This is a genomic window from Variovorax sp. PAMC26660 (assembly GCF_014302995.1).
Classification (GTDB): Bacteria; Pseudomonadota; Gammaproteobacteria; order Burkholderiales; family Burkholderiaceae_C; genus Variovorax.
Genome location: NZ_CP060295.1, coordinates 2,740,951 through 2,765,340 on the forward strand (window position 1 = coordinate 2,740,951; position 24,390 = coordinate 2,765,340).

Here is a 24,390-nt window from a genome sequence, read left to right on the forward strand (position 1 = left end):
GCGTTGGAGTGGGGGCGCCCGGCGCGCCGGCCAGTTCACCAACGCGGTCGCGCGAGATCAGTGATGCTTGTCGCTGCGGGCGATGGCCAGAAGGTGTTCGACCTCTTCGGGGTACTTCTTCAGGTTGTTCTCGTGCCAGCGCTTGATGAGCCACATGCAGCCCGCCACCACGAGGCCGAAGGCGCTGATGGCGCCGTAGGCCGACAGGCCCAGCCCGGTGCACACGCTGTAGAAGGCGCCCAGCAGCAGAACGCAGGTCTGTTCGTTGAAGTTCTGAACCGCGATGGAACGGCCCGCGCCCATCAGGTTGTGGCCGCGATGCTGCAGCAGCGCATTCATCGGCACCACCAGGAAGCCACCGAGGCCGCCGAGGATGATGAGGAAAGGCACCGCCAGCCAGACGTTGCCGATGAAGTTCATGCCGATCACCATCAGCCCCATCGCGATGCCCATCGGGATCACGCGGGTTGCCATGTCCAGCCGCATGTACATCGAGGCCACGATCGCGCCTACGGCCGTGCCGATGGTCACTACGCCGGTGAGCGCCGAGGCCTGGGTCGTGTTGTAGCCCAGGGCCAGCGAGGCCCAGGCCAGCACGATGTACTTGAGATTGCCGCCCGCGCCCCAGAACAGCGTGGTGGTGGCCAGCGAGATCTGGCCGAGGCGGTCGCGCCACAGGCGGGAATTGCAATGCCAGAAGTCGGGCAGCAGCGCGGCGATGTTGCGCGTCATGCTGTGCTGCGGATTGGCGCGCAGCGGACGCATTTCAACGCCGGTGTGCGGGATGCGCGTGTTGAACCAGGCCGCGAGGATGTACACGAAGATCAGCACCGCGATGGCGGCTTCGGCCGGCGAATCGATGCCGGTGTCGATGAAGGGGAAGTCGAAGGACAGCAGCTTGCTGGAGACCGCGTGGCCGACCAGCGTGCCGCCGAGCACGATGCCCAGCAGGATCGAGGCGATCGTCAGGCCTTCGATCCAGCCATTGGCCTTCACCAGTTGGGAGGCCGGCAGCAGCTCCGTCAGGATGCCGTACTTGGCCGGCGAGTAGGCCGCCGCGCCCAGGCCCACGATCGAATACGACAGCAGCGGGTGCGAGCCGAACAGCATCATCAGGCAGCCGACCACCTTGATCGCGTTGCTGATGAACATCACCTTGCCCTTGGGCAGCGCATCGGCAAACGCGCCCACCAGCGGCGCCAGCACCACATAGAAGACCGCGAAGATCGGCACCAGGGCCGCGCGTTGCCATTCGGGCGCGCCCGAACTTCGCATGAGATCGACGGCAACAACGAAAAGCGCTTGGTCGGCCAGCGACGAAAAGAACTGGGCCGACATGATCGTGTAAAAACCGCGCTTCATCGATGGGCTGGCTGGCCAGAGGGTCTGCTGGCGGTAGTGAAAAAGTGTCGCGTTCGGAGCGAATGGGCGGTTATAGCATGGGGGTACGACGCCGAAATAGGCATCCCCACGGTATTCGTCCCCATTCCCGAAGGTGCTAAAACGTGGTCTGCATTTTCCCCGAACCTTGCCAGAGTTCTCCATGCCGCGCCCCATTCTCGCCACTGTCCATACAGAAGCACTCCGTCACAACCTCGGCCGGGTCCGCCACTCGGCCCTCGACGCCCGTGTCTGGGCGGTGGTCAAGGCCAATGCCTACGGGCATGGCATCGAGCGGGTCTACGAGGGCCTGCGTGGCGCCGACGGCTTTGCGCTGATCGACCTGGCCGAGGCCGAGCGCGTGCGCGCCCTCGGCTGGCGCGGCCCGGTGCTGCTGCTCGAAGGCGTGTTCGACGCGCGCGACCTGGAACTGTGCTCGCGCCTGGACCTGTGGCACACCGTTCATTGCGACGAGCAGATCGACATGCTCGCGGCCCACAAGACCCTCAAGCCGCAGCGCGTATTCCTGAAGATGAACTCCGGCATGAACCGCCTGGGCTTCACGCCCGAACGCTTCGGCTCCGCCTGGACGCGCCTGAACGCGCTCACGCAGGTCGACGAAATCTCGCTGATGACCCATTTCAGCGACGCCGACGGCACGCGCGGCATCACCCATCAGATGGAGGTGTTCGAGCGCGCCACGCGCGACCTGCCGGGCGAACGCTCCATTGCCAACAGCGCCGCCATCCTGCGCCATGCCGACCTGACGCGTAGCGACTGGGTGCGCCCCGGCATCGTGCTGTACGGCAGCGCCCCCGACTTCCCGGTGCACGACTCGGCGCACTGGCAATTGCAGCCCACCATGACGCTGTCGACGCAACTGATCGGTGTGCAGACGCTCAAGGCCGGCGACACCATCGGCTACGGCTCCAACTTCACGGCAGAAGGGCCACTCACCATCGGCGTGGCCGCGGTCGGCTATGCCGACGGCTATCCGCGCCACTGCAACACCGGCACGCCCGTGCTGGTGAACGGCGTGCGCACCCGCATGGTCGGGCGCGTGAGCATGGACATGATCACCGTCGACCTCACGCACATTCCCGATGCGAAGTTCGGCAGCGAGGTCACGCTGTGGGGCCGCTCCGCGAAGACAGGCGCGCTGCTGTCCATCGATGACGTCGCGCAGGCCGCCGGCACCGTCGGCTACGAGCTCATGTGCGCCGTGGCGCCACGCGTGCCGTTCGCGGCCCAGGTCCCCGCCAACGATCAATGAAGGTTCTTTCCAACTGGCGCTCCGTGCGCCTTTGGGAAACGCAGGTCGAACGCGACCTGCACCGCAACCACAGCCTGCGCACGCACGGCATCCTGATCGGCAGCTTCACGCTGCTGCTGATGTGGGGCGTGTCGGCGCTGCAGATGCACCTGTTCCATGTGGACTCGCTGGCGGTGCGTTACCTCCTCACGCTGGGCGTGGGGTATCTGGGCTATCTGCTGGTGTTGCGCTGGTGGGCCAGCCGGCTCGTGCATGACCGCATCGAACACGACATAGGCGACATCGCGTTCGACGCGGGCAGCGACTTGAATGGCAACACAGGCGACGGCAGCGTGCTGTCCGACGTGGCCAGCGGGGCGCTCGACATTGCGGGCGGTGCCGACGAAGGCGCGATCATCGTCGTGCCCGTGGTCGCGGTCTTCCTGATCTGCGTGGCGGTGCTGTTCGGTGCCGGCTCGCTCGTGTTGCTCTATTTCAGCTGGGACGCCCTGCTGGCCGTGGCCGTGGAGATCGCGTTCTCGTACGTGTCGGCGCGTGCCGCCGTGCGCGTGGCGCGCGAAGGCTGGCTCATGGCGGCGGTGCGGTTGACGTGGAAGCCGCTGCTGGGCGCGATCGTCAGCGCGGTGATCCTCGGCGCGCTGCTCGATCACTTCATGCCGCAGGTCAACTCCCTGCCCGAGGCCGTGCGGGTCTTGCTGAAGAAGCACTGAGCTTGCTGGGCTCATCGGCCAATGCGCCGAGCAGGTGATCGATCAACACCCTGCACTTGGGCACCGTGAAGCGGTTCGGCGGATAAAGAATCCATGCGTGCCCGTGGTAGTTGCCCTGGAATTCCCAGTCGACCAACACCCGCACCACGCGGCCTTCGTCCAGCGCTTCGCGCGCCATGAAGTCCGGCACGCAGGCCACGCCCAGGCCTGTCAGAGCACCTTCGAGTCGCATCTCGCTGTGGTTGGAGATGTAGCGCCCACGCACCACGACCGCCGCGTCTTCCTCGCCTTCTTTCGTGAAGCGCCAGTGGTTGTCGCGCTCATGCTCGCCGAGCGACAGGCAACTGTGCGCCAGCAGGTCGCGCGGATGCGCGATGGCCTCGTGCTGCGCCAGGTAGCGCGGCGTGGCGCACAGGATGTGCTCGACCGCCATCAACTGCCGCGCCACCAGCCCTTCGGGCGGCGCCGTCGTCAGCCGCACCACCAGGTCCACGCCTTCGCGGATCGGATCGATGTCGCGGTCTTCCACGATGAGCTGCACATCGACCTCGGGATAGCGCTGCAGAAAGTCGAGCATGTGCGGATGCAGCACGCGCCGCGCAAAGGCCTTGGGCGCACTCAGGCGCACCAGCCCGCTCGGCTTGCTTGAGAACTGCTGCGCAATGTCCATCGTGCCCTGCGCTGCCAGCACCAGTTCGCGGCATCGCGCGAAGGCTTCGGTGCCGGGCTCGGTCAGGCGCAACTGGCGCGTGGTCCGCTGCAGCAGTTGCACGCCGATTTCCTTTTCGAGCCGCTTGACCTGCCGGCTCGCGGCCGACGGCGTCATGCCCAGCAGATCGGCCGCGGCCGAGAAGCTGCCGAGCTCGGCGACCCGCAGAAAGGTCACCATCTCCGGCAGTACTTTGAGAAATGAATTCGTTCCCACGGCGCAAGGGTCCTGTTCCGGCCGGTGGCTACCCGGCCCTGGTGAAGCCAGGAACAATTTCTTCTTTCTTGTTCATGGACGATGGGCCGACAGTATGGATTCAAAGCAGTTGCGCGGCGCCGCGCCGGCCGGTTGGGGCGCGAAGTGGGCAGGCATCGGCCCCGCCGAAATCATGCTGCTGCTGGTGGCCGCCGTGTGGGGCGGCAGCTATGCCGTCGCCAAGCAGGCCACGCAGCAACTGCCCGTGCTGGAGTTCATCGCGCTGCGCTTCGGCCTGACCTTCCTCGTGCTGCTGCCGGCGCTCAGGCCGTTGTTCAACGCGCAATGGCGGCAAGGCCTGGCGGTAGGTGGCCTGCTCGGCGCCAACCTGCTGGCGATCTTCGTGTGCGAGACCTTCGGCGTGTCGCTCACCACGGCGAGCAACGCCGCCTTTCTCATCAGCCTGTGCGTGGCGTTCACGCCCTTTGTCGAATGGTGGCTGCTCGGGCAGCGGCCCGTGCGACGCGTGTTCTGGGCGGCGGGCCTGTCGGCGTTGGGCGCGGCGATGCTGTCGGCCACGTCGCCCGCCGACATCTCCGTGGGCTGGGGCGACGGCCTGATGGTGGTCGCCGCCTTCCTGCGCGCCGTGATGGTGTGCATGACGCGGCGGCTGGCCGGCCGGCATGCGATGCCCGCGCTCACGCTGACAGCCGTGCAGTCGGGCGTGATGGCGCTCGGTGCGATGGCGATATCGCTCGTCGCATCGCCGCCGAACGGCGCCTGGCACATGCCGCCCGCCACGGCATCCTTCTGGTGGGGCATGGCTTACCTCGTGCTGCTGTGCACGGTCTTCGCGTTCTTCGCGCAGAACCACGCCGCCTCGCGCTCGAGCCCGAGCCGGGTGTCGTTGCTGATGGGCAGCGAGCCGGTGTTCGGTGCGCTGATCGCGGCGTATGGGTTCGGGGAGCGGATCGGGGCCTGGGGATGGGCCGGCGGGTTGTTGATCGTGGTGGCGGCGTGGTGGGTGACGATGCCGCAAAGGACTGTCGCGCCGCGCGCACAGTCTTGAGTTTTTGGGCGTGCATCTGCGGGACGTCCTCCTCCGGCCAAGGACAATCCCGGCCGGAGGAAGAACCGTTCACATGATCTTGAAAAAACGACCACACGCCGCTTTCACATGCGGCATCGCGCTGGCCATCCTCGGTTTCTCGGCGTATGCCGCCGAGCCGGAGGTGCCGGCCCCGGCAACTGAACCCGCGGCGGTTGCCGCGGACACGCCGGCTGCGCTTGCCGAAGCAGCGGTAGCGCCAGTGCCACAGCCAACGACGCGCCTGCGCTTCAACCGGGGCCTCTACAAGCCCGGCATCGAACGGCTTCGCGTGGTCCGGCGCGAAGACACGGGCAGCTACATCGCGGGGCAGGTCGCGCTGAACGTGGCCACGACCTTGATCGCGGGCAGGCTCTCCATCGGCGGACAGGGTTTCTCGAAAGACGACTTGGGCGGCGTGACGCCGGAAGAGCTCAAGGACGATCCGCTGGCCGTCAACCCGGCCATGAGCGAGCTGAACGATGCCTTGAGCAAAGTCGCCACCGACATCTACCGCAAGCGCGCCGAGGCCGCACTCGCCACGGCCCTGACGGACGGCTCCACCCCCGAAGAAATCGAAGAGGCGCGGAAGATCCAGAAAGAGGCCGACACGCCCCTGCTCCCGGGGCCGTGGCATCTGGTCTACGAAAACCTCACGGGAACCGATGAGCTGTTCCGCCTGAAGTTCGGTGCCGAGCTTGGCCGCCCCGGCTTCATGCGCCCGCCGCTCGAGTGCTTCTATCAATCGGAGCCCGTGGCGTGGACGCAATGGAAGGCCGACAACTGGCAGCGGCTGCGCGAGGAGCGCGCGAAGGCCGTGGCCAGTTGCACCGAGACGCTGGCGGCGGCGCCCGAAAAACGCTGGTGATTCTTCGTCGGCGCATCGCCTGATCTGGGGTGAGGATGCCGGCGGGGAGCGCTGGCGCTTTACTACAGAATGTGCGCCACCCACCGCTAGCGAATTCAGGACCACGCATCCATGTTGGCTTATCTGTCGTTGTTCGTCGCCCTTGTCTTCATCTTCCGGCACAAGGCGGCGCCTCAGAGCCGGCGCGGGTATTGGGCGGTGGGGACCTTCGCCGCGACGGTCGCCCTCTCTCTGGTCCCCTCTCTGCTGGCGCGGTTCCCGGCCGGAAAGAGCATTCCGGAAATGGCTTCAACGTCCTTGATCCTGATAGGCGTCGTGCTGCCGTGGCTGGTCTACGCGAAGTTCCGGCGCATGTACCGCCGCGTGCGGTTTCCCCCCAATGCGGAAGGCGCTGACGCGCGCGTCGCGTTGGAGAAGGCCTGCGTGCGGGAGTCGCTGACCCGGCCCATCGCGCATTGGATCGTGTTGATCATCGGCACCGCCGCCGCGCTGGCCATCGCTCATGGTCTGTATGGCGTGCTGACGTGGTGGATGGGTGCGCACGCCGCAAACGCACCGAGCGTCGCTTTCGAACTGGGCTGGCGCGGTATCGCATTTGCCGGGGTCGCCTGGATGCTTGCCGCTGTTTTCAGCGGCGCGAGAGGGGCGCGTGTGCTGGGGCTGGTCTTCATTGCCCTGCTTATTGCGGCCTGCGTCCGGGTCCAGATGGTTCAGGAAATCGCCAGCTCGCCAGAGCCTTATCACGACCCTGCACTGGGCCGTTCGGCCGAGGCCGTGGGTGGTCTGCTGGTGATCGCGGGCCTGGCTTATTGGTTCTACGCGTTCGGTTTTTCCGCGCGAGCACGCGGGTACTTTCGCGCCAGGAAGCTCGTGCGAGAAGCACAGTGACTGCCCGAGGCACGGGGTTCGAGCACCTTGGCTCATGCGGACGGGCCAAGGTGACTGCGCAGCAAGCTCAATAAAGCCCGAGCTGCCGCGTCCTCAACCGCGCCAGCCCCAGCAGCGCATCCGTGAACGGCGTGGCCACGCCCGTCAGCACACCCAGTTCGCGCACCACCGTCACCAGCGCATCCAGCTCCACCGAGCGCCCGGCTTCCACGTCCTGCAGCATCGAGGTCTTGAACGCGCCCAGCTTCATCGTCACCGCATGCCGGTCTTCCGGGCTCTGCGTGATCTCGATGCCGATGCGCCGGCCGATTTCCTTGGCTTCGAGCATCACGGCCGAGATGAAGCCACGCACGTAGTCGTCGCCCATGATCAGGTCGGTGGTAGCGCCGGTCAGCGCGCTGATCGGGTTCACCGTCATGTTGCCCCACAGCTTGAACCACACGTCCTTCTGGATCTGCGGCGACAGCGTGGTGTCGATGCCGGTGCTCTTGAGCAGCTCGACCAGTTTCTGCACGCGCGGGGTGGCTTCGCCAGAAGGCTCGCCCACGATCAGCCCGTTGCCGAAGTGATGCCGCACCACGCCGGGCCCGTCGAGCGAACAGCTCGCGTGCACCACGCAGCCGATGACGTTGTGCGCCGGAATGGCCTTGGCAATCGCGCCTTCGGGGTCGACCGCCGCGAGCCGGCGCCCCGTGATCTCGCCGCCGAAGCCGCCTTCGAGAAACCACCACGGCACGCCGTTCATTGCGACCAGCACGAGGGTGTCGGGCCCGATCAGCGGCCCGATGCGTTCGGCCACGCCGGCCAGCGCGGGCGCCTTCACGGCGATCACCACCAGGTCTTGCGCGCCGAGCGCTTCGGGGTCGGCCACTGCGTTGACTGGCACGCGCGTGCGCACGTCGCCGCGCATCAGCGAGAGGCCGTCGCGTTGCAGCGCCTCGAGCGTGGCGCCGCGCGCCACCACGTTGAGCCGCTGGCCCGCTTGCGCCAGGCCAACGCCGATCCAGCCGCCGATGGCGCCAGCGCCGTAAATACAAATCTTCATGGGAAAGCTCGCCTCAGTTTCTGTAGCTCGGGTCGATGCGGTCCACCTGCCGCACCAGCGCATTGAACACGTCTTGTCCGGCGCCGTGCTCAGGGCTGAACTGCAGCGCGTCGCGCGTGCAGCGCTGTGCGATGTCCTCGCTCACCGGAATGGCCGCGCCCATCGAGAAGGTCGCCATCTGGATCTCGCAGGCGCGCTGCAGCGTCCAGAGAATCGCGAAGGTCTGCGGCAGCGTCTGGCCCCAGGCCAGCAGGCCGTGGTTGCGCAGGATCACCGCGTTGCGGTTGCCGATGCTCTTGAGCAGGCGCGGGCCTTCGTCGGCATGGATCGTGATGCCCTCGAAGTCGTGGTACGCCACCATGTCGTGCAACTGGGCGGTATAGAAGTTGGTCTGCTGCAGGCCGCCCTGCAGGCAGGCCACGGCCACGCCGGCTGTTGTGTGCGTGTGCATCACGCAGTGCGCGCCGGGCAGGCCATCGTGAATGGCGGCATGCACCACGAAGCCGGCCGGGTTCACCTTGTGCGTGGACCCGTCGAGCACCTTGCCGTGCAGATCGATCTTCACGAGGTTGCTGGCCGTGACCTCGCTGTAGTGCAGGCCGAAGGGGTTGATGAGGAACTGCTTCTCGCCGCCCGTCACGCTGTCGGGCAGCCGCACCGTGATGTGGTTGTAGATCATCTCGACCCAGCCCAGCATCGCGAACACGCGGTAGCAGGCGGCAAGCTCTTCGCGCGCGGCGCGCTCGTCGGGATGCAGGTTGGGATGGACCAGCGAGGAGGCGGTTGGCGCGGCTGTGGCGGTGTTCATTTGCGGTTCCTTTTCGGGGTTGTCAGGCGTCGGCCGTGAAGCCGATCTTCTTGACGATCGGCGCCCACATGGCGGTGTCTTTCTTGAGCAGTTCGGCCAGCTCGGCGGGCGAGGACGACATCGCTTCCAGCCCGATGCCGGCGAGCCCGTCGACCACGTCCTTCGACGCGATGGCCTGCTTCATGGCGGCGTTCAGTCGCGCCACCACTTCGTGCGAGGCCTTGGCGGGCAGGAAAAAGCCGAACCATTCGCTGAAGGCCATGTCCTTCAGGCCTTGTTCGACCAGCGTCGGCACGTCGGGCGCGAAGCGGCTGCGCTTGGTGCCCGAGGTGCCGAGGATGCGCACCTTGCCGCTGGCCAGGTGCTGCGTGATGTCGCCGATGGGGCCGGACACGGCCGAGACGCTGCCGCCCAGCAGGTCCAGCATGGCCGGCTGTGTGCCGCGATAGGCCACGTGCTGCAGCGTGATGTCGGCGTTCTTGGCGAGCAGCGCGCCGATGAAGTGCGGCGTGGAGCCCGCGGCGGGCGAGCCGAAATTGGCACCCGCCGGGTTGGCCTTGGCCCAGGCCAGGAACTCGGGCACCGTCTTCACGCTGGCCGGCACGGCCGGGCCGACCGCGAAGCCGAAGTCGAACACGCAGGCCAGCGAGACCGGCGCCAGGTCGGCCACCGGGTCGTACGGCAGCTTCTTGTAGATGTGCGGGTAGATCGTGAGCATCGAGGTCGGCGTCTGCAGCATGGTCGAACCATCGGCAGGCTGGCCCTTCACGTACGAGATGGCGATCTGCCCGCCCGCCCCGGTGCGGTTCTCGACCACCACCGAACTCGTGGCATAGCCAGGGCTCAGCTTGGTGGCGACGCGGCGGCAGGTGACGTCGGAGGTGCCACCGGCCGAAAAGCCCGTGATGATGCGCGCGGTGTCGAGCTGCGGCGGATGGGCTTGTGCAAAGGCCTGCTGGCCGATGCTGGCGAGCAGCGCGGATGCGCTCGTGGTCTGAAGAAGCTGGCGGCGTGAAATCGGCATGGTCGGTTGTCTCCGTTTTGTTGTCGTGCTGCAGAACTTCAGGACTCGTCGCGCAGCCACGTGACCGCGCCCGAATGGGTCACGGCGCCCTGGTGGGCCGGGCGCACGGTGAGTGCATATTTTTCGAGCACGCCGCCTTGGGCGATGCCTGCGTTGACTTTGCGGCCGGCCAGCCGTGCGGCGATTTCCTCCGCGCCCAGTTCGACCGAGATCGAGCGTGCCTCGGCCCGCGCGTCGATGGCGATCACGTCGCCGTCGCGCAATGCCGCGATCGGGCCGCCATCGGCCGCTTCGGGCCCCGCATAGCCGATGCACAGGCCGCGCGTGGCGCCCGAGAAACGGCCGTCGGTCAGCAGCGCGACCTTGTCGCCCATGCCCTGGCCATAGAGCAGGGCGGTGATGCCCAGCATCTCGCGCATGCCGGGGCTGCCCTTGGGGCCCTCGTTGCGGATCACGATCACGTCGCCCGCTTCGTAGCGGCGGTTCTGCACGGCGGTCTGCGCTTCTTCTTCGGAGTTGAAGACGCGCGCCGGGCCGCGAAACACCAGCGCCTTCAGGCCCGCCGTCTTGAGCAGCGCACCGTCGGGGCAGAGGTTGCCCTTGAGCACCGCCAGGCCGCCGTCGCGCGTGATCGGGTTGCCGGCCTCGCGCACGACGCGGCCATCGGGGGCGAGGGCGCTTGCAAGTTCTTCGGCCATCGTGCGGCCGGTAAAAGTGAGCACGTCGCCGTGCAGGAAGCCCTGCTCCAGCAACGTGCGCAGGATGACGCCAGCACCGCCGATGTAGAACACGTCGCGCGCCAGGTACTGGCCGCCCGGGCGCAGGTCGGCGATGAGCGGCGTGCGCGCGAACACTTCGGCCACGTCGTCGAGGTGAAACTTGATGCCGGCCTCGTGCGCAATCGCCGGCAGGTGAAGCGCGGCATTGGTCGAGCCGCCCGTGGCGGAGACCACCGCGCAGGCGTTCTCCAGCGCCTTGCGCGTGACGATGTCGCGCGGCAGCGGGCTGTCGCCCATCACCGCTTTCATGAGATTCTTTGCCGCGCGGCGCATCAATGGCGCGCGTTCGCTGAACACGGCCGGCACCATGCTCGAACCGATGGGCGCCAGGCCCAGCGCCTCGGACACCATGCCCATCGTGTTGGCCGTGAACTGCCCCGCGCACGCGCCGGCCGTGGGCAGGCAGGCGCGGCTCATGGCATCGAGTTCGTCGTGCGTGGCGGTGCCGGCCAGCACCTTGCCGATGGTCTCGTAGGTGTCGACCACGTTCAGGTCGCGGCCGTCCGGCCCCGGCATCTGCCCCGGCAGCGCCGAGCCGCCGTGCACGAACACGCTCGGCACGTTGCAGCGGACCATGCCCATCATCAGGCCCGGCAGGTTCTTGTCGCAGGCACCGATGGCGAAAATGCCGTCCCACTGGTGCCCGCGCGTGGAGGCTTCCACGCTGTCGGCGATCAGCTCGCGCGAGACCAGCGAGAAGCGCATGCCCGAATGCGCCATGGTCAGCCCGTCGCTGATCGACACCACCGGGCATTCGTGCGGCGTGCCGCCGCCCGCGTAGATGCCGGTCTTGGCATGCTGCGCCTGCTCGCGCAGGTTGAGGTTGCACGGGCTCATTTCGCCGCCCGTATGGAACACGCCGATGTGCGGACGCGCGATGTCCTCGTCGTCCTGCCCCAGCGCGTGCAGGAAGCTGCGCGTGGTCGCGCGGATCGTGCCTTCGCGGATGGTGGCGGAGCGAAAGCGCTTGGGCGTCGGATCGGTTGGCGTGGTCATCGGGCTGGCTGGCGTTGGCTGGCTTGGTTTCAGGAGGTCAGAACATGCCGTTCTTGTTGGCGGCGGTTTCGGGAACGGGTTGCACCACGTCCCAGTGCTCGACGATCTTGCCGTTCTCGAGCTTGAAGATGTCGACGATGGCGCTGCCGCGCGTGCCCGGCTCGCGCACCGCGTTCACATGCAGGATCACGTAGTCGCCATCGACGAAGCTGCGCTTGATGTCGCTGTGCGACTTGGGAAACTTCTCGCGCAGGAAGGCGACGAACTTGCGAAAGCCCTCGGGGCCATCGGCGGCCGTGGGGTTGTGCTGCACGTAGCGGTTGCCCACGTACTGCAGGGCCGCGTCGGCGTCCTTCTGGTTCAGGCCCTTCTCGTAGAAGGCGAGCACGGTCTGGCGGTTGGCTTCCTGTTGCGAGGTGGCACCTTGCGTGGCACCGCCCATGGGGGCGCAGGCTGCGAGGAACAGGGTGGCGGTCGCGGCGATGGCCGTCCAGGTGATGCGTTGCATTGGATAACCCTTGGTTGAAAGATCAGTAGCCGTTGACAGCGTCGGTCTTCGCCGAGTTCCTGTACTTCGCCAGCAGTTGCTTGGCCGCTGCCGCGAGCACGATGGTGTCCACGCCCACCGCCACGAACAGCGCGCCGGCCGCAAGCCATTTGCGCGCCTGCTCCTCGGTGGTCGACAGAATGCCTGGCGCCTTGCCGGCCTTCAGGATGCGCGCGATGGCATCGGCGATCACGGCCTGCACCTCGGGGTGGTTGGGCTGACCCACGAAGCCCATCGAGGCCGACAGGTCGGCCGGCCCGATGAACACGCCATCCACGCCCGGCGTGGCCGCGATGGCGTCGAGGTTCTTCATCGCCTCGACCGTCTCGGCCTGCACCAGCAGGCAGGTCTGTGCATTGGCCTCGTGCAGGTAGTTGGGATAGGCCTGCCAGCGCGAGGCGCGTGCCAGCGCGCTGCCCATGCCGCGAATGCCTTCGGGGGGATAGCGCATGCCCTGCACCAGCCGCGCGGCCTGCTCGGCTGTGTCGACCATCGGCACCAGCAGCGTCTGCGCGCCGATGTCCAGGTACTGCTTGATGAGCGTGGTGTCGCCCACGGGAATGCGGACAACCGGGTGCGAGTGCTCGGCCTCGGGCTGCGCCGACCACGCGCTGGAGATGCCCTGCAGTTGCGCGAGCACCGAGCGCACGTCGTTGGGCGCGTGCTCGCCGTCGACCAGCAGCCAGTCGTAGCCGGTGCCGGCCAGGATCTCGGCCGCATAGCCGTCGGCCAGGCCGACCCACAGGCCGATCTGGGGCTTGCCGGCCTGCAGGGCCTGCTTGAAGGTGTTGGTGGGTGTTTGCATGAAGAAGGCTTTCAGACGAAGCGGAAGGAGATGGCGCCGAGAGGGCCGTAGTCGGCATGGAACGTGTCGCCCGGCACTGCGTTGGTGGGCCGCGTGAACGAGCCGCCCAGCACCACTTCGCCGGCTTCCAGGCATTCGTCCCACGGCGCGAGCTTGTTCGCGAGCCATGCCACGCCGGTGGCGGGGTGGTTGAGCACGCCCGCCGCCACGCCGGTCTCCTCGATCACGCCGTTCTTGTAGAGCAGCGCGCTCACCCAGCGCAGGTCGACCGCATCGGGCTTCACCGGCCGGCCGCCGAGCACGATGCCCGCATTGGCCGCGTTGTCGGCGATGGTGTCGAACACCTTGCGCGGCGCCTTGGTGTGCCGGTCGAACTGCTCGATGCGCGCGTCGATGATCTCGATGGCGGGCACCACGTAGTCGGTGGCGGCCAGCACGTCGAAGATGGTCACGTTCGGGCCCTGCAGTTTCTTGCCCAGGATGAAGGCCAGCTCGACCTCGACGCGCGGCGCGATGAAGCGCTTGAACGGGATGTCGCCGCCCTGCTCGAAGAACATGTCGTCCAGCAGCGTGCCGTAGTCGGGCTCGTCGATCTGGCTGGACTGCTGCATGGCGCGCGAGGTCAGGCCGATCTTGTGGCCCTTCACGATGCGGCCTTCGGCGATCTTGTTCTTCACCCACTCGCGCGAGATGGCGTAGCCATCTTCGATGGTCATCTCGGGAAAGCGCTTGGAGAAATGCTCGACCTGCACGCGCGACTTTTCGCTTTCGTGCAGTTCGGCGGCCAGTTGGGCGATGGTGGCTTTGGACAGCATGTCGGCTCGCTTCTTATGACTTATTGAACAGGGGGTGCAGGTTGCTGTGCTTGCCGTCGTACACCTGCCCGGGGCTTTCGTCGATCTGCAGCGTGATGCCGATGTGCCGCTTGTCGAAGATCGGCGCGAAATGCGCGCGCACGTCGGCCAGCAGTTCGTCACCGGCCTTTTTCTTCACCGCCTCGGAGCGCCCTGGCGCCATGCGGATGTTGAGGTACACGAAGGCGTAGTCGGCCTTGCCGTCGGCCACCGCGTAGTGCGCGGCGGGGTAGGCCAGCACGCGTGTGCCGCCGATGGGAAACACCGGCTTGTCGGCTTCGTCGCGCTGCTTGAGCATGGTGTCGGCCAGCGTGCGGCACAGCGCCGAGATGTCGGTCTCGGCTTCGATGTTGGGCGTGTACAGGATCACCAGGTGGGGCATGTCGTGGCTCCGTTCTTCATTCCACCGACATCACGGCGGCCGTGCAGGTCACCGCGAAGATCGGAATGGCCTTCATGTGGAGGATCTCGCCCTTGCCGCGCGCGGCGGCGGCCACGCTCAGGAAGGTGCGGATCTCGAAGCCGCCCTGGCCCGCTTCGCGGTAGGTGGCCTCGTCGTTGTAGTCGGCCTGCGAGAGCAATGCTTCTCGGTCGTTGGCGCACCAGCGGCGCATGAACTCGGCATCCCACTCGGCATTGACCTTGCCCGAGTCGGGCGTGGCCGGCCAGTGCGAGATGCCGCCGGTGCCCACCAGCGCAATGCGCTCGGGCGCCTTGTCGCAGGCGCGGCGCAATGCCTCGCCGAAGGCCCAGGCGCGGTGCAGCGGCGTGAGCGGCGGGCCCTGGCAGTTGATGTTCACCGGGATGATCCTGGTGTCGAACTTCGGCGTGAGGAAGTTCAGCGGCACCATGATGCCGTGGTCGAACTTCCATTCTTCCGCGTAGGCCACGTCCACCGTCTGCATCACTTCGCGGATCAGGCGCTGCGAGAGTGCCGCGTCACCGGGGATCTTGTGCTTCTCGATGCCGAGCCACTTCGGGTCTTCGATCGGACCTTCGTAGCTGTCGGCCATGCCGATCGCATAGGCCGGCATGTTGTTCATGAAGAAGTTCGCGAAGTGCTCGGCCGCGATGACGATCACCGCGTCGGGCTTCGTGGCACGCATCGCCTCGCCGAAGCGGTGGAACTGCGCGTGGAACTCGTCCTTCACGGCAGGGTCGGCCAGATGGGAGCGGCCCGTGATGCCGGGGGCGTGGCTGCACACGCCTGCAAAAACCAGACTCATACGCCCGCCACCTTTTCGTCTGTGCCTGTTGTCATTGCGTAGATGCCGGCGCGTACCGGACCGTACTTGCGCACGCCTTCACGCATGGCTTCGAGGTAGTCGGCCCATGCAATGCCGAGCAGTGGCGCGAAGTGCATCAGCAACTGGCCGTTGCAGCCGAGTACGTAGAGCTTGCCGATGTTGCCGGTGCCGATGGCTTCGCGTTCCTCGTCATCGAGGTCGTAGCCGGCGAGCAGCACCGCGCGCGTGTCGCCGCCTTCGGCATAGCGGCGCTGCACCTCCGCTTCGCGGTTGAGCGCGAACAAAAATTTCTGCATCGCATAGAGGCTCATCGGTCAGCCCTCGATCTGGATGTTGGCCTTGCGGATCACGTCGCCGTACTTCGCGATCTCGCTCTGGATGAAAGCCGCGAAGCGCTCCGGCGTGCCCGACAGCGACGCAATGCCGCCCTTGTGGAAGGCCTCGCTCACCACCGGCCCCGCGAGCGCACGGTTCACCTCGGCGTTCATGCGTTGCACGATGGCATCGGGCGTGCCGCTGGGCGCCAGCAGGCCGTTCCACGAATTGGACTCGATGGCCACACCCTGTTCGGCCAGTGTGGGTATGGAAGGCGCGTACTGCGAGCGTTGCGCGGTCGCCATGCCCAGTGCAATGAGCTTGCCGTTCTGCACGTGGCTGCGGAACTCGGGCCAGTTGCCGAACATCATCGTCACCTGGCCGCCGAGCAGGTCGGTCAGCGCCGGGCCTTGTCCCTTGTAGGGCACGTGCACGATGTCCAGGGCCATCTGCTGCTTGAGCATTTCGCCCGACAGGTGCGCCGAGGTGCCGTTGCCGAAAGAGGCAAAGCTCAGCGTGCCCGGCTTGGCCTTGGCTGCGTTGCGCAGGTCGGCCAGTGTTTTCAGTCCGCTGTTCGGGTGCGTGGCGAGCACGTGCTCCGACATGCCCATGAGCGCGACCGGGCGCAGGTCTTTCTGCGTGTCGTAGGGGAGCTTGCGGATCAGCGTCTGGTTGGCCGTGAAGCTGTTGGCCACGCAGACGAAGGTGTAGCCGTCGGGCGCGGCCTTGGCGGCCGCATCGACGCCGATCACCGTGCCTGCGCCGGGCTTGTTGTCGATGATGACGGGCTGGCCCAGCGCCTTCGACAGTTCCACGCCCACGAGCCGCGCCACGAAGTCGGTGGTGCCGCCGGGCGTGAAGGGCACGATCACGCGGACCGGCTTGTTGGGCCACGCCGCCTGCGCGCGCGCCAGCGAGGGCAGTGCCGCGAGGGCTGCTGCGCCTTGCAGCAGTGTGCGGCGTTGCATGCTCACGCCACGCCCCAGTGCGGAATGTGGTGCGAGCCCATCGACACCGCGATGTTCTTCGGTTCGCAGAACACTTCGTAGCTCCAGGTGCCGCCTTCGCGGCCCGTGCCCGAGGACTTGGTGCCGCCGAAGGGCTGGCGCAGGTCACGCACGTTCTGGCTGTTGACGAAGCACATGCCGGCTTCCACGGCGGCGGCCACGCGATGGGCCTTGCCGATGTTCTCGGTCCACACGTAGCTGCTCAGGCCGTACTGGATGTCGTTGGCCAGGCGGATCGCATCGGCCTCGTCCTTGAACGGGATCAGGCAGGCAACGGGGCCGAAGATCTCGTCCTGCGCGATCTTCATGCGGTTGTCGACATCGGCGAACACGGTGGGCATGACGTAGTTGCCCTTCTTCACGCGGTCGGGCAGGTTCGACGGCGCTTCGAGGCCGCCGCACAGCAGCGTCGCGCCTTCTTTCGGGCCCAGCTCGATGTAGCTGCGCACCTTGGCCAGATGCGCCTGCGAAATCATCGGGCCGACGATGGTCTTCTCGTCGAGCGGGTCACCCACGGTGATGCGTTTCGCGCGCTCCGCGAACTTCGCGGCGAAGTCGGCGTAGATCGATTGCTGCACCAGGATGCGCGAGCCGGCCGTGCAGCGCTCGCCGTTGTTGCTGAAGATCATGAACACGGCCGCGTCGAGCGCGCGGTCGAGATCCGCGTCCTCGAAGATCACGAAGGGGCTCTTGCCGCCCAGCTCCATGCTGAACTTCTTCAGGCCCGCGCTCTTCACGATGCGGTTGCCCGTGGCGGTGGAGCCGGTGAACGAGATCGCGCGCACGTCGGGGTGGCCCACCAGCGGCTCGCCGGCTTCCTTGCCGTAGCCGTGCACCAGGTTCAGCACGCCGGGCGGAATGCCGGCTTCGAGCGCCAGCTCGCCCAGGCGCGCGGCCGTGAGCGGCGACAACTCGCTCATCTTCAGCACGGCCGTGTTGCCGAAGGCCAGGCAGGGCGCGACCTTCCAGGTGGCCGTCATGAAGGGCACGTTCCATGGGCTGATGAGCGCGCACACGCCCACCGGGTGGAACAGCGTGTAGTTCAGGTGCGTGGGCGTGGGGTAGGTGTGGCCGTCGACACGCGTGCACATCTCGGCGAAGTAATAGAAGTTGTCGGCCGCACGTGGAATGAGCTGCTTGCCGGTCTGCGCAATCACCTGGCCGCAGTCGTTGGTTTCGGTCTGCGCGATCTCGGGCACGTGCGCGGCGATCAAGTCGCCGAGCTTGCGGATTAGCTTGGCACGCTCGGGCGCGGGCATGCCGGCCCACTTGGGAAAGGCGGCCTTGGCGGCGGCCACGGCGGCGTTCACTTCGGCTTCGCCGCCCGAGGCGACTTCGGCCAGCACTTCCTGCGTGGCGGGGTTGACGGTCTCGAAGTAATCGGTGCCGGCAACGCTCTTGCCGTTGATCAGGTGATCGACTCTCATGCTTTTCCTTGAATGGTCTCGATGGTGTTCATGAGCGCGCCGATGCGCTCGATCTCGGTGACGATGACGTCGCCCGGCTGGCAATCGACCACGCCGTCCGGCGTGCCCGTGAGGATCAGGTCGCCCGGCGACAGCGTCATGAAGCGGCTGAAGTATTCGATGAGGAAGGGCGCATCGAAGATCATGTCGCGCGTGTTGCCTTGCTGTGTGACCGCGCCGTTGACGGTGGTGCGCAGCGCGAGCGCCATGGGGTCGGGCACATCGGCCGCATCGACGAACCACGGGCCCAGCGGCGTGCAGGTGTCGCGGTTTTTCACGCGCAGGTTGGGGCGATACCAGTTCTCCAGGTAGTCGCGGATCGCGTAGTCGTTGGCCACCGTGTAGCCGCCGATGAAGTCATAGGCGTCGTCGCGCTTCACGTTCTTCGCGGTCTTGCCGATGACGATGGCGAGTTCGCACTCGTAGTGCATGAACTTCACGTCGGCCGGGCGGTGCGTGAGCTGGCGGTGGCCGATCAACGCACTCTGTCCCTTGACGAACACCAGCGGTTCTTCGGGCGCCTTGAATTCGAGTTCCTTGGCGTGGTCGGCGTAGTTCAGGCCGAGCGCGAGGATGGTGCGCGGGCGCGCCGTGGGCGCGAGCGGGGGCAGCCAGGTGAGCTGTTCCTGCGGCACGATGCGGCCGTCTTCCAGTCGCACGGCGGCGTCTTGCTGGCCGTTGAAATCGTGGGCGATACCGGTGTGTTCGCGGCCTTCGTGGATGACGCGTGCGTGCTTCATGCGGCTTCCTTCACCAGCGTGTTGCTCAGGGTCTCGAAGCCCGGCGCGGAAATGTCGATGCGGTCGCCCGCGCGTGCCAGCGGCCGGCCGGCGTCGCAGCCGAGCATCAGCACGTCGCCGTGCGCGAGCGTCATGAAGTCGCCGACCTCGGCGAGCAGTTGCCTGGCCGGGCGCACGAGCTGCGAGAAATCGATCGACTGCTTCAGCTCGCCGTTGATGCGCACCTCGGCGCGGAAGTTCGCGGGGTCGGCCACGTCCTGTGCGTCGCGCAGCGCCGGGCCGATGCCCAGGAAGCCGTCGACGCACTTGAACTTCACCGGCGGGCGGAAGAAGCTGGCATGCGGAATCGACAGGTCGTTCATCAGCACGAAGCCTTCGACGTCGCCTTCGGCGCCGATCACCATGCCGATGCTGGCGCCGATTTCCACTTCAGGCACCGCGGCGGGCACCGTGATGGCGCTGCCGTGCGGGCTCCAGGTGTTGGCCGTCTTCACATAGAGCACGGGCGCTTTGGGCGGAGCCTTGTAGGGCGCCTGCGTCATCTGCGGCGCGAGCGCCTCGACCTCGGCGCGAAAGTTCAGCAGCGTGCCGTACACGGTGCCGGTCGGCATGAAAGGAGCGTTGTGGCTCATGAGGGTTGTTCCAGTGCGATGAGTTCGTCGAGCAGCCCATAGAGCTGCGTGAGCTTGGCCTTGCCCATGGACTCTTCCATCCACGCGTAGTGCGACTCGATGCTGCTGCCCAGCCGCTTCACGAGCTTCATGCCATGCGGCGTGGCCTCGACCACGGTGCGGCGCTGGTCGGCCGGGTCGCGGCTGCGGGTGATGAGGTCGTCGCGCTCCATGCGCGCGAGCACGCCGGTGAGGCTGGGGCCGAGGATGAAGGCCTCGCGCGCGACGCGGCCGGTGTCGACCGCGCCGTGCTCGCCCAGCACGCGCAGCACGCGCCATTGCTGGTCGGACAGCGCGTGTTCGCGCAGGCTGGGCCGCGTGTGGGCCATCACGGCTTCGCGTGCCTGCAGCAGCAGGCGCGGCAAATTGCGGTGCGTGAAGGTGGTGCTCAAAAGCTGTGCCTCTCGAAATTACTTAACATGTTAAATGAATCGCTCTTTCTTTCCAAGGCGTCAGCCATCAGGGTTTGTGCGGACACCTAAACTCTGCAGATGGCCAAGGACAAAACAACTTTCGTCTGCAGTGAATGCGGCGGCACCAGCCCCAAATGGCTCGGCAAATGCCCGAGCTGCGGCGCCTGGAACACATTGATCGAACAGGTGGCCGGCAGCAACGCACCGGCCAACAACCGCTTCAGCACGCAGTTTTCTCCGCTGGCGGGCGTTTCCGAACTCGCCACGCTGTCCGAGATCGAGGCCACCGACATCGCGCGCACGCCCACCGGGATCGACGAACTCGATCGCGTGCTGGGCGGCGGCATCGTCTCGGGCGGCGTCACGCTGATCGGCGGCGACCCGGGCATCGGCAAGTCGACGCTGCTGCTGCAGGCGGTCGATGCGCTGCAGCGCGCGGGGCAGAACGCGCTGTACGTCACCGGTGAAGAAAGCGGCGCGCAGGTCGCGCTGCGTTCGCGTCGCCTCGGGCTCGACCATTCGCAGGTGCAGGTGCTGGCCGAGATCCAGCTTGAAAAAATCATCGCTACGCTCGACGCCACGCGCCCGGCCATCGCGGTGATCGACTCGATCCAGACGGTGTATTCCGACCAGCTCACCTCCGCGCCCGGTTCGGTGGCGCAGGTGCGCGAATGCGCGGCCCATCTCACGCGCTTTGCCAAGACCAGCGGCACGGCCGTGGTGCTGGTGGGCCACGTCACGAAAGAAGGCGCGCTGGCCGGCCCGCGCGTGCTCGAACACATGGTCGACACGGTGCTGTACTTCGAGGGCGACACGCATTCGAGCTTTCGCCTCGTGCGCGCCATCAAGAACCGCTTCGGCGCCGTGAACGAGATCGGCGTGTTCGCCATGACCGAGCGCGGCCTGAAAGGCGTGACCAACCCGAGCGCCATCTTCCTGAGCCAGCATGCCGAGCCGGTGCCCGGCAGCGTGGTGCTGGTCACGCTCGAAGGCACGCGGCCGATGCTGGTGGAAATCCAGGCGCTGGTCGACAACGGCGGCCCCAGCCCGCGCCGCCTGTCGGTGGGCCTGGACCGCGACCGCTTGGCCATGCTGCTGGCGGTGCTGCACCGCCACGCCGGCGTGGCCTGCATGGACCAGGACGTGTTCGTCAACGCGGTGGGCGGCGTGCGCATCAGCGAACCCGCCGCCGACCTGGCCGTGATGCTGGCCATCACCTCCAGCCTGCGCGGCAAGCCGCTGCCCAAGGGCTTCATCGCCTTTGGCGAGGTGGGCCTGGCCGGCGAGGTGCGCCCCGCGCCGCGTGGGCAGGAGCGCCTGCGCGAAGCCGCCAAGCTGGGCTTCAGCGTCGCCGTGGTGCCCAAGGCCAACGCGCCGCGCAAGGGCGCCAAGGAAATCGAAGGCCTGACCATCCACCCCGTCGAGCGCATCGAGGAAGCGATGGACGTGGTGCGCCGCCTCGACTGACCGACGACAGGTTCGTGCCGCCGGCCGCCCCGCAGGTTACCCTGCGGGCGGTGGCGCAGCCGTTCACACCTTCGGAGGACCTTCACCATGCAACTCATCGTTTCCGCCAGCCTGATCGCGGCGGTCGTCCTGTGGGGGCTGGTTTCGCCGGCCACGCTCGACAGCGTGTTCAGCACCGCGCTGGCCGGCATCACGCGCAACTTCGGCTGGTTCTACCTGTGGGTGGTGCTCGGGCTGGTGGTGCTGGCGTTCTTCCTGGCCTTCAGCCGCTTCGGCGACCTGAAGCTGGGCGATGAAGACGACGAGCCCGAGTTTTCGCTCGCCGCATGGTTCGCGATGCTGTTCGCGGCCGGCATGGGCATCGGGCTGGTGTTCTGGGGCGTGGCCGAGCCGATCTCGCACTACACGAACCCACCGCCGGGCGTGATCCCGGGCACGCCCGACGCCGCCGGCGTGGCGATGCGCTACGCGTTCTTTCACTGGGGCCTGCACCCGTGGGCGATCTACGGCATCGTCGGCCTGTCGATTGCCTTCTTCACGTTCCGACGCAAGGCGCTGCCGCTGGTCAGTTCGGCCACCGAGGCTTTGCCGTGGCGCTTCGTGCAGCGGCTGTCGCCGGCCTTCAACGTGCTGGCGGTGGTGGCCACGGCCTTCGGCGTCGCGGCCTCGCTGGGCATGGGCGCGACGCAGATCAACAGCGGGTTGCACGCGGCCTTCGGCGTGGCGATCGGGCAGGGCACGCAGGCGGCCATCATCATCGTGACGACGGTGCTGTTCATCACCTCGGCGGTCACCGGCGTCGAGCGCGGTGTGAAGTGGCTGTCGATGGGCAACCTGGTGCTGGCGGCACTGCTGGCGCTCGTGGTGCTGATCGTGGGTCCGACCATTGCCATCGTCGAGACCTTCACCAACACGCTGGGTTCGTACCTTGCCGAGTTCGTCCGCATGAGCCTGCGCATGAACCCGTTCCGCAACAGCTCGTGGGTCGGCGACTGGACACTCTTCTACTGGGCCTGGTGGCTGGCATGGTCGCCGTTCGTGGGCCTGTTCATCGCGCGCGTGTCGCGTGGCCGCACGATCCGCCAGTTCATCCTGGGCACGGTGATCGCGCCCACGCTGGTGGGCTTCGCATGGTTCTCTGTGTTCGGTGGCGCGGCGCTCAACTTCCAGATATTCCAAGGCGTGCCGCTGGTCGAGGCGGTGAAGGCCGATGTGTCGACCACCATGTTCGTGATGTTCAAGGCCATGCCCATGGGCATGCTGCTGTCGATGGTCGCAACGCTGCTGGTGTTCGTGTTCTTCGTGACCTCGGGCGATTCCGCGACGCTGGTGCTGGGCATCATGAGCACCAAGGGCAACCCGAACCCGCCGGCCCGCGTCAAGATCACCTGGGGCGTGCTGGTGGCGGCGATTGCGCTGAGCCTGCTGTTCGCGGGCGGGATCAAGGCGATACAGACCGCGACCATCGTGTTCGCCCTGCCGTTCGCGTTCGTGATCCTGCTGATGGCGCTGTCGGTCACGCTGGCCATCCGCGACGACTGGAACGCGGAGCAGAAACGCGAACGCGAGCTGCGACGCAAGATGCGGCAGCTCGTGAACGGTTAGCTCTTGTTAAAAAAAGCCCGGCGCACCAGTGGCGCGCCGGGCAGCCCCCCTATCCCCCGATGTGCATCGTGAACGCCGGTCCGCTGTTGAGCACGCATTGGCCGCTGCCCAACGTGGCCGAGTTCATCGTGTACTGGCAACTCAGGTTGCCGCCGCGGCTGCCGGTGGCATTCGCCACGCCGGTCCCCCGCGAGCCGGCGACCCGGGTTGCCTCTCCCTGAAACTGTTCTCCACCGATCTGCGCATTGAAGTGGCCGCGCCCGTTCAAGTCGCTGGTCACCGTGCCGCCGATCGTCCCGTAGCGTGCCGCTTCTGCGTTGGACGGATAGAGCCGTGCGCTGAAGGTCTGTGCCACCGGCACCGGTGCCACCGCATAGCTTTGCGACGACGGCATGTTGGGCGCTGGCTGCCCCAGCGGCACCACGTAGCAACCGCTGAGTGCGGCGGCTGTGAGCGTGGCGACAAGGGTGAGACGGACGAGGGTGACGGAACGCGGAATGGTCATACGCTTTTCAGTGGCCCGGGCTGATGCCCGTGAAGCGAAATGTGCCCGGTGCGACCTTCGCGCCCTGCGCTTTTCGCGATGAGTACCGCGCCGCGCGCCCGGAAGTAGCCACGGCCGCTACTGCGGCATGCGAAGCCGGGCGGCAGAATCGCGCTCCCACGTTCACAGGCCGCCAATGAAATCGACGCCTCTTCCCATTGCCGCAGTCATGGTCCACGTCGCCGATGCCGAGGCGGCGCTTCGTTGGTACGAGCGCGCCTTTCCGGATGCCGTGCGGGTGTCGATCGGCACGCCGGCCTTCGAGTGCCTGTCGCTCTTCGGCGTGCTGCTGGAGATCGTTCCGGCGGAAGAGAAAGTCGGCTCCGGCGCCTTCGGTTCGGTCGTGTACTGGAACGTCGAGAGCTTCGAGGCGGCCCTGGGTCATTTCCAGTCGCTGGGCGCGACGCTGTACCGCGGCCCAATGCAGATCGAGGGCGAGGAGCGCATGTGCCAGGTGCGCGACCCGTGGGGAAACTGCATTGGCCTGCGGGGCCCATCCAGCGGGCGGCGACAATGCGCGCCATGAATTTTCAGAAATTGCTGGTGCCCGTGGGCGCCATCCTCCTTCTTGGTCTGGCCTGGCGCACTGGTGGCTGGGGTGGTGTTGCACTGGCCGGCGGCGCGATCGTGATGTTCCTGCTGCTGCATTTCAACCGCGCGATGCAGGTGCTCAAGCGGGCGGCCGAGCGGCCAGTGGGCTATGTCGGCAGCGCCGTGATGCTCAATGCCAAGCTCAAGCCGGGCGCGACGCTGATGCACGTCATCGCGATGACGCGCGCCCTCGGCGAGCTGCGTTCGCCCAAGGACGAGCAGCCCGAGCTGTACCGCTGGACCGACGGCGGCGGCTCCTACGTCGATGCCGTGTTCAACGGCGGCAAGTTGCAAAGCTGGGAAATGACGCGCCCGGAAACGCCGCTCGAAGAAGACAACACCCCCGCGAACTGATC

General features: G+C 66.9%; 27 protein-coding genes. 9 read left to right on the top strand and 18 right to left on the bottom strand.

Annotated elements, in window-relative coordinates; translation table 11 throughout:
- Positions 1-57: 57 nt before the first annotated feature.
- Entirely contained in the window at positions 58-1,362 is a 1,305-nt protein-coding gene (gene lplT, locus H7F35_RS13220) for a lysophospholipid transporter LplT (RefSeq protein ID WP_187113293.1), read from the bottom strand.
- Between the two features lie 181 nt (positions 1,363-1,543).
- On the opposite strand from lplT, the gene alr reads away from it, so the two are divergent.
- Together alr and H7F35_RS13230 are read left to right on the top strand one after the other, a co-directional pair.
- Positions 1,544-2,653: an alanine racemase gene (gene alr, locus H7F35_RS13225; RefSeq protein ID WP_187113294.1), complete on the top strand. Its 1,110-nt coding sequence runs from the start codon at positions 1,544-1,546 to the stop codon at positions 2,651-2,653.
- Entirely contained in the window at positions 2,650-3,363 is a 714-nt protein-coding gene (locus tag H7F35_RS13230) for a hypothetical protein (protein WP_187113295.1), read from the top strand. Before alr ends, H7F35_RS13230 begins: the two co-directional genes overlap by 4 nt.
- On the opposite strand, the gene H7F35_RS13235 is transcribed toward H7F35_RS13230, so the two are convergent.
- On the bottom strand, positions 3,317-4,288 hold the full coding sequence (locus H7F35_RS13235) for a LysR family transcriptional regulator (protein WP_222622021.1): 972 nt from the start codon (positions 4,286-4,288) through the stop codon (positions 3,317-3,319). The genes H7F35_RS13230 and H7F35_RS13235 overlap by 47 nt on opposite strands.
- A gap of 94 nt (positions 4,289-4,382) precedes the next feature.
- On the opposite strand from H7F35_RS13235, the gene H7F35_RS13240 reads away from it, so the two are divergent.
- From H7F35_RS13240 to H7F35_RS13250, 3 genes are all read left to right on the top strand, one after another.
- On the top strand, positions 4,383-5,336 hold the full coding sequence (locus tag H7F35_RS13240; protein WP_187113297.1) for a DMT family transporter: 954 nt from the start codon (positions 4,383-4,385) through the stop codon (positions 5,334-5,336).
- 73 nt (positions 5,337-5,409) lie between these two features.
- A complete protein-coding gene (locus tag H7F35_RS13245) occupies positions 5,410-6,222 on the top strand; it encodes a hypothetical protein (RefSeq protein ID WP_187113298.1) in 813 nt (270 codons plus the stop codon).
- Positions 6,223-6,333: 111 nt separating this feature from the next.
- Complete coding sequence (locus H7F35_RS13250) at positions 6,334-7,110, top strand: hypothetical protein (RefSeq protein ID WP_187113299.1); 777 nt, start codon at positions 6,334-6,336, stop codon at positions 7,108-7,110.
- Between the two features lie 67 nt (positions 7,111-7,177).
- On the opposite strand, the gene H7F35_RS13255 is transcribed toward H7F35_RS13250, so the two are convergent.
- The 15 genes from H7F35_RS13255 to hpaR form a co-directional block, all read right to left on the bottom strand.
- A complete protein-coding gene (locus H7F35_RS13255; RefSeq protein WP_187113300.1) occupies positions 7,178-8,155 on the bottom strand; it encodes a 2-dehydropantoate 2-reductase in 978 nt (325 codons plus the stop codon).
- A 13-nt stretch (positions 8,156-8,168) separates the two neighbouring features.
- The gene (locus tag H7F35_RS13260; RefSeq protein ID WP_187113301.1) at positions 8,169-8,963 is read right to left on the bottom strand and encodes a class II aldolase/adducin family protein; all 795 of its coding nucleotides are present in this window, start codon (positions 8,961-8,963) and stop codon (positions 8,169-8,171) included.
- Positions 8,964-8,985: 22 nt separating this feature from the next.
- Positions 8,986-9,987 (bottom strand): Bug family tripartite tricarboxylate transporter substrate binding protein, encoded by a 1,002-nt coding sequence (locus H7F35_RS13265; protein WP_187113302.1) that lies wholly within the window; start codon positions 9,985-9,987, stop codon positions 8,986-8,988.
- 38 nt (positions 9,988-10,025) lie between these two features.
- Positions 10,026-11,762 carry a dihydroxy-acid dehydratase gene (gene ilvD / locus H7F35_RS13270; RefSeq protein ID WP_187113303.1) on the bottom strand — a complete coding sequence of 579 codons (1,737 nt, stop codon included), beginning with the start codon at positions 11,760-11,762 and terminating at the stop codon, positions 10,026-10,028.
- A gap of 37 nt (positions 11,763-11,799) precedes the next feature.
- Positions 11,800-12,204 (bottom strand): ester cyclase, encoded by a 405-nt coding sequence (locus H7F35_RS13275; RefSeq protein WP_261803682.1) that lies wholly within the window; start codon positions 12,202-12,204, stop codon positions 11,800-11,802.
- Between the two features lie 88 nt (positions 12,205-12,292).
- On the bottom strand, positions 12,293-13,114 hold the full coding sequence (gene hpaI, locus H7F35_RS13280) for a 4-hydroxy-2-oxoheptanedioate aldolase (protein WP_187113305.1): 822 nt from the start codon (positions 13,112-13,114) through the stop codon (positions 12,293-12,295).
- An 11-nt stretch (positions 13,115-13,125) separates the two neighbouring features.
- Positions 13,126-13,929 carry a 2-oxo-hept-4-ene-1,7-dioate hydratase gene (hpaH, locus tag H7F35_RS13285; protein ID WP_187113306.1) on the bottom strand — a complete coding sequence of 268 codons (804 nt, stop codon included), beginning with the start codon at positions 13,927-13,929 and terminating at the stop codon, positions 13,126-13,128.
- Between the two features lie 13 nt (positions 13,930-13,942).
- A complete protein-coding gene (locus H7F35_RS13290) occupies positions 13,943-14,350 on the bottom strand; it encodes a 5-carboxymethyl-2-hydroxymuconate Delta-isomerase (RefSeq protein WP_187113307.1) in 408 nt (135 codons plus the stop codon).
- 16 nt (positions 14,351-14,366) lie between these two features.
- A complete protein-coding gene (locus tag H7F35_RS13295) occupies positions 14,367-15,194 on the bottom strand; it encodes an extradiol ring-cleavage dioxygenase (protein ID WP_187113308.1) in 828 nt (275 codons plus the stop codon).
- Positions 15,191-15,526 (bottom strand): aromatic ring-opening dioxygenase subunit LigA, encoded by a 336-nt coding sequence (locus tag H7F35_RS13300; protein ID WP_187113309.1) that lies wholly within the window; start codon positions 15,524-15,526, stop codon positions 15,191-15,193. Before H7F35_RS13300 ends, H7F35_RS13295 begins: the two co-directional genes overlap by 4 nt.
- 3 nt (positions 15,527-15,529) lie before the next feature.
- Positions 15,530-16,498 (bottom strand): tripartite tricarboxylate transporter substrate binding protein, encoded by a 969-nt coding sequence (locus H7F35_RS13305; RefSeq protein ID WP_187113310.1) that lies wholly within the window; start codon positions 16,496-16,498, stop codon positions 15,530-15,532.
- 2 nt (positions 16,499-16,500) lie between these two features.
- A complete protein-coding gene (hpaE, locus tag H7F35_RS13310; protein WP_187113311.1) occupies positions 16,501-17,964 on the bottom strand; it encodes a 5-carboxymethyl-2-hydroxymuconate semialdehyde dehydrogenase in 1,464 nt (487 codons plus the stop codon).
- Positions 17,961-18,743 (bottom strand): fumarylacetoacetate hydrolase family protein, encoded by a 783-nt coding sequence (locus tag H7F35_RS13315; protein ID WP_187113312.1) that lies wholly within the window; start codon positions 18,741-18,743, stop codon positions 17,961-17,963. The genes hpaE and H7F35_RS13315 overlap by 4 nt, the downstream gene beginning before the upstream one ends.
- The gene (locus tag H7F35_RS13320; protein WP_187113313.1) at positions 18,740-19,375 is read right to left on the bottom strand and encodes a fumarylacetoacetate hydrolase family protein; all 636 of its coding nucleotides are present in this window, start codon (positions 19,373-19,375) and stop codon (positions 18,740-18,742) included. Before H7F35_RS13320 ends, H7F35_RS13315 begins: the two co-directional genes overlap by 4 nt.
- Entirely contained in the window at positions 19,372-19,806 is a 435-nt protein-coding gene (gene hpaR, locus H7F35_RS13325) for a homoprotocatechuate degradation operon regulator HpaR (RefSeq protein ID WP_187113314.1), read from the bottom strand. The genes H7F35_RS13320 and hpaR overlap by 4 nt, the downstream gene beginning before the upstream one ends.
- Before the next feature lie 99 nt (positions 19,807-19,905).
- Here hpaR and radA point away from each other — a divergent pair, with 99 nt between their 5' ends.
- The gene (gene radA / locus H7F35_RS13330) at positions 19,906-21,294 is read left to right on the top strand and encodes a DNA repair protein RadA (RefSeq protein ID WP_187113315.1); all 1,389 of its coding nucleotides are present in this window, start codon (positions 19,906-19,908) and stop codon (positions 21,292-21,294) included.
- An 87-nt stretch (positions 21,295-21,381) separates the two neighbouring features.
- Positions 21,382-22,899, top strand: coding sequence for a BCCT family transporter (locus tag H7F35_RS13335; protein WP_187113316.1), 1,518 nt, complete (start codon positions 21,382-21,384; stop codon positions 22,897-22,899).
- A 49-nt stretch (positions 22,900-22,948) separates the two neighbouring features.
- Here H7F35_RS13335 and H7F35_RS13340 read toward each other — a convergent pair whose 3' ends face one another.
- On the bottom strand, positions 22,949-23,404 hold the full coding sequence (locus H7F35_RS13340) for a hypothetical protein (RefSeq protein WP_187113317.1): 456 nt from the start codon (positions 23,402-23,404) through the stop codon (positions 22,949-22,951).
- A gap of 175 nt (positions 23,405-23,579) precedes the next feature.
- Between H7F35_RS13340 and H7F35_RS13345 the strand changes: the two genes are divergently transcribed.
- Complete coding sequence (locus H7F35_RS13345) at positions 23,580-23,969, top strand: VOC family protein (RefSeq protein WP_222622022.1); 390 nt, start codon at positions 23,580-23,582, stop codon at positions 23,967-23,969.
- Complete coding sequence (locus H7F35_RS13350) at positions 23,957-24,388, top strand: glycerate kinase (protein WP_187113318.1); 432 nt, start codon at positions 23,957-23,959, stop codon at positions 24,386-24,388. The genes H7F35_RS13345 and H7F35_RS13350 overlap by 13 nt, the downstream gene beginning before the upstream one ends.
- Positions 24,389-24,390: the final 2 nt, after the last annotated feature.

What these genes read in the sequence shown, in the direction of transcription:
- H7F35_RS13315 (WP_187113312.1), bottom strand. Translation starts at nt 18,743, where the DNA reads ATGAAGCACGCACGCGTCATCCACGAAGGCCGCGAACACACCGGTATC.
- H7F35_RS13245 (WP_187113298.1), top strand. Translation starts at nt 5,410, where the DNA reads ATGATCTTGAAAAAACGACCACACGCCGCTTTCACATGCGGCATCGCG.
- H7F35_RS13240 (WP_187113297.1), top strand. Translation starts at nt 4,383, where the DNA reads ATGGATTCAAAGCAGTTGCGCGGCGCCGCGCCGGCCGGTTGGGGCGCG.
- radA (WP_187113315.1), top strand. Translation starts at nt 19,906, where the DNA reads ATGGCCAAGGACAAAACAACTTTCGTCTGCAGTGAATGCGGCGGCACC.
- H7F35_RS13295 (WP_187113308.1), bottom strand. Translation starts at nt 15,194, where the DNA reads ATGAGTCTGGTTTTTGCAGGCGTGTGCAGCCACGCCCCCGGCATCACG.
- H7F35_RS13350 (WP_187113318.1), top strand. Translation starts at nt 23,957, where the DNA reads ATGCGCGCCATGAATTTTCAGAAATTGCTGGTGCCCGTGGGCGCCATC.
- H7F35_RS13305 (WP_187113310.1), bottom strand. Translation starts at nt 16,498, where the DNA reads ATGCAACGCCGCACACTGCTGCAAGGCGCAGCAGCCCTCGCGGCACTG.
- hpaI (WP_187113305.1), bottom strand. Translation starts at nt 13,114, where the DNA reads ATGCAAACACCCACCAACACCTTCAAGCAGGCCCTGCAGGCCGGCAAG.
- H7F35_RS13275 (WP_261803682.1), bottom strand. Translation starts at nt 12,204, where the DNA reads ATGGGCGGTGCCACGCAAGGTGCCACCTCGCAACAGGAAGCCAACCGC.
- H7F35_RS13290 (WP_187113307.1), bottom strand. Translation starts at nt 14,350, where the DNA reads ATGCCCCACCTGGTGATCCTGTACACGCCCAACATCGAAGCCGAGACC.
- lplT (WP_187113293.1), bottom strand. Translation starts at nt 1,362, where the DNA reads ATGAAGCGCGGTTTTTACACGATCATGTCGGCCCAGTTCTTTTCGTCG.
- H7F35_RS13335 (WP_187113316.1), top strand. Translation starts at nt 21,382, where the DNA reads ATGCAACTCATCGTTTCCGCCAGCCTGATCGCGGCGGTCGTCCTGTGG.
- H7F35_RS13345 (WP_222622022.1), top strand. Translation starts at nt 23,580, where the DNA reads ATGAAATCGACGCCTCTTCCCATTGCCGCAGTCATGGTCCACGTCGCC.
- H7F35_RS13255 (WP_187113300.1), bottom strand. Translation starts at nt 8,155, where the DNA reads ATGAAGATTTGTATTTACGGCGCTGGCGCCATCGGCGGCTGGATCGGC.
- H7F35_RS13340 (WP_187113317.1), bottom strand. Translation starts at nt 23,404, where the DNA reads ATGACCATTCCGCGTTCCGTCACCCTCGTCCGTCTCACCCTTGTCGCC.
- H7F35_RS13265 (WP_187113302.1), bottom strand. Translation starts at nt 9,987, where the DNA reads ATGCCGATTTCACGCCGCCAGCTTCTTCAGACCACGAGCGCATCCGCG.
- H7F35_RS13260 (WP_187113301.1), bottom strand. Translation starts at nt 8,963, where the DNA reads ATGAACACCGCCACAGCCGCGCCAACCGCCTCCTCGCTGGTCCATCCC.
- H7F35_RS13250 (WP_187113299.1), top strand. Translation starts at nt 6,334, where the DNA reads ATGTTGGCTTATCTGTCGTTGTTCGTCGCCCTTGTCTTCATCTTCCGG.
- H7F35_RS13300 (WP_187113309.1), bottom strand. Translation starts at nt 15,526, where the DNA reads ATGAGCCTCTATGCGATGCAGAAATTTTTGTTCGCGCTCAACCGCGAA.
- ilvD (WP_187113303.1), bottom strand. Translation starts at nt 11,762, where the DNA reads ATGACCACGCCAACCGATCCGACGCCCAAGCGCTTTCGCTCCGCCACC.
- H7F35_RS13320 (WP_187113313.1), bottom strand. Translation starts at nt 19,375, where the DNA reads ATGAGCCACAACGCTCCTTTCATGCCGACCGGCACCGTGTACGGCACG.
- hpaE (WP_187113311.1), bottom strand. Translation starts at nt 17,964, where the DNA reads ATGAGAGTCGATCACCTGATCAACGGCAAGAGCGTTGCCGGCACCGAT.
- H7F35_RS13230 (WP_187113295.1), top strand. Translation starts at nt 2,650, where the DNA reads ATGAAGGTTCTTTCCAACTGGCGCTCCGTGCGCCTTTGGGAAACGCAG.
- alr (WP_187113294.1), top strand. Translation starts at nt 1,544, where the DNA reads ATGCCGCGCCCCATTCTCGCCACTGTCCATACAGAAGCACTCCGTCAC.
- hpaH (WP_187113306.1), bottom strand. Translation starts at nt 13,929, where the DNA reads ATGCTGTCCAAAGCCACCATCGCCCAACTGGCCGCCGAACTGCACGAA.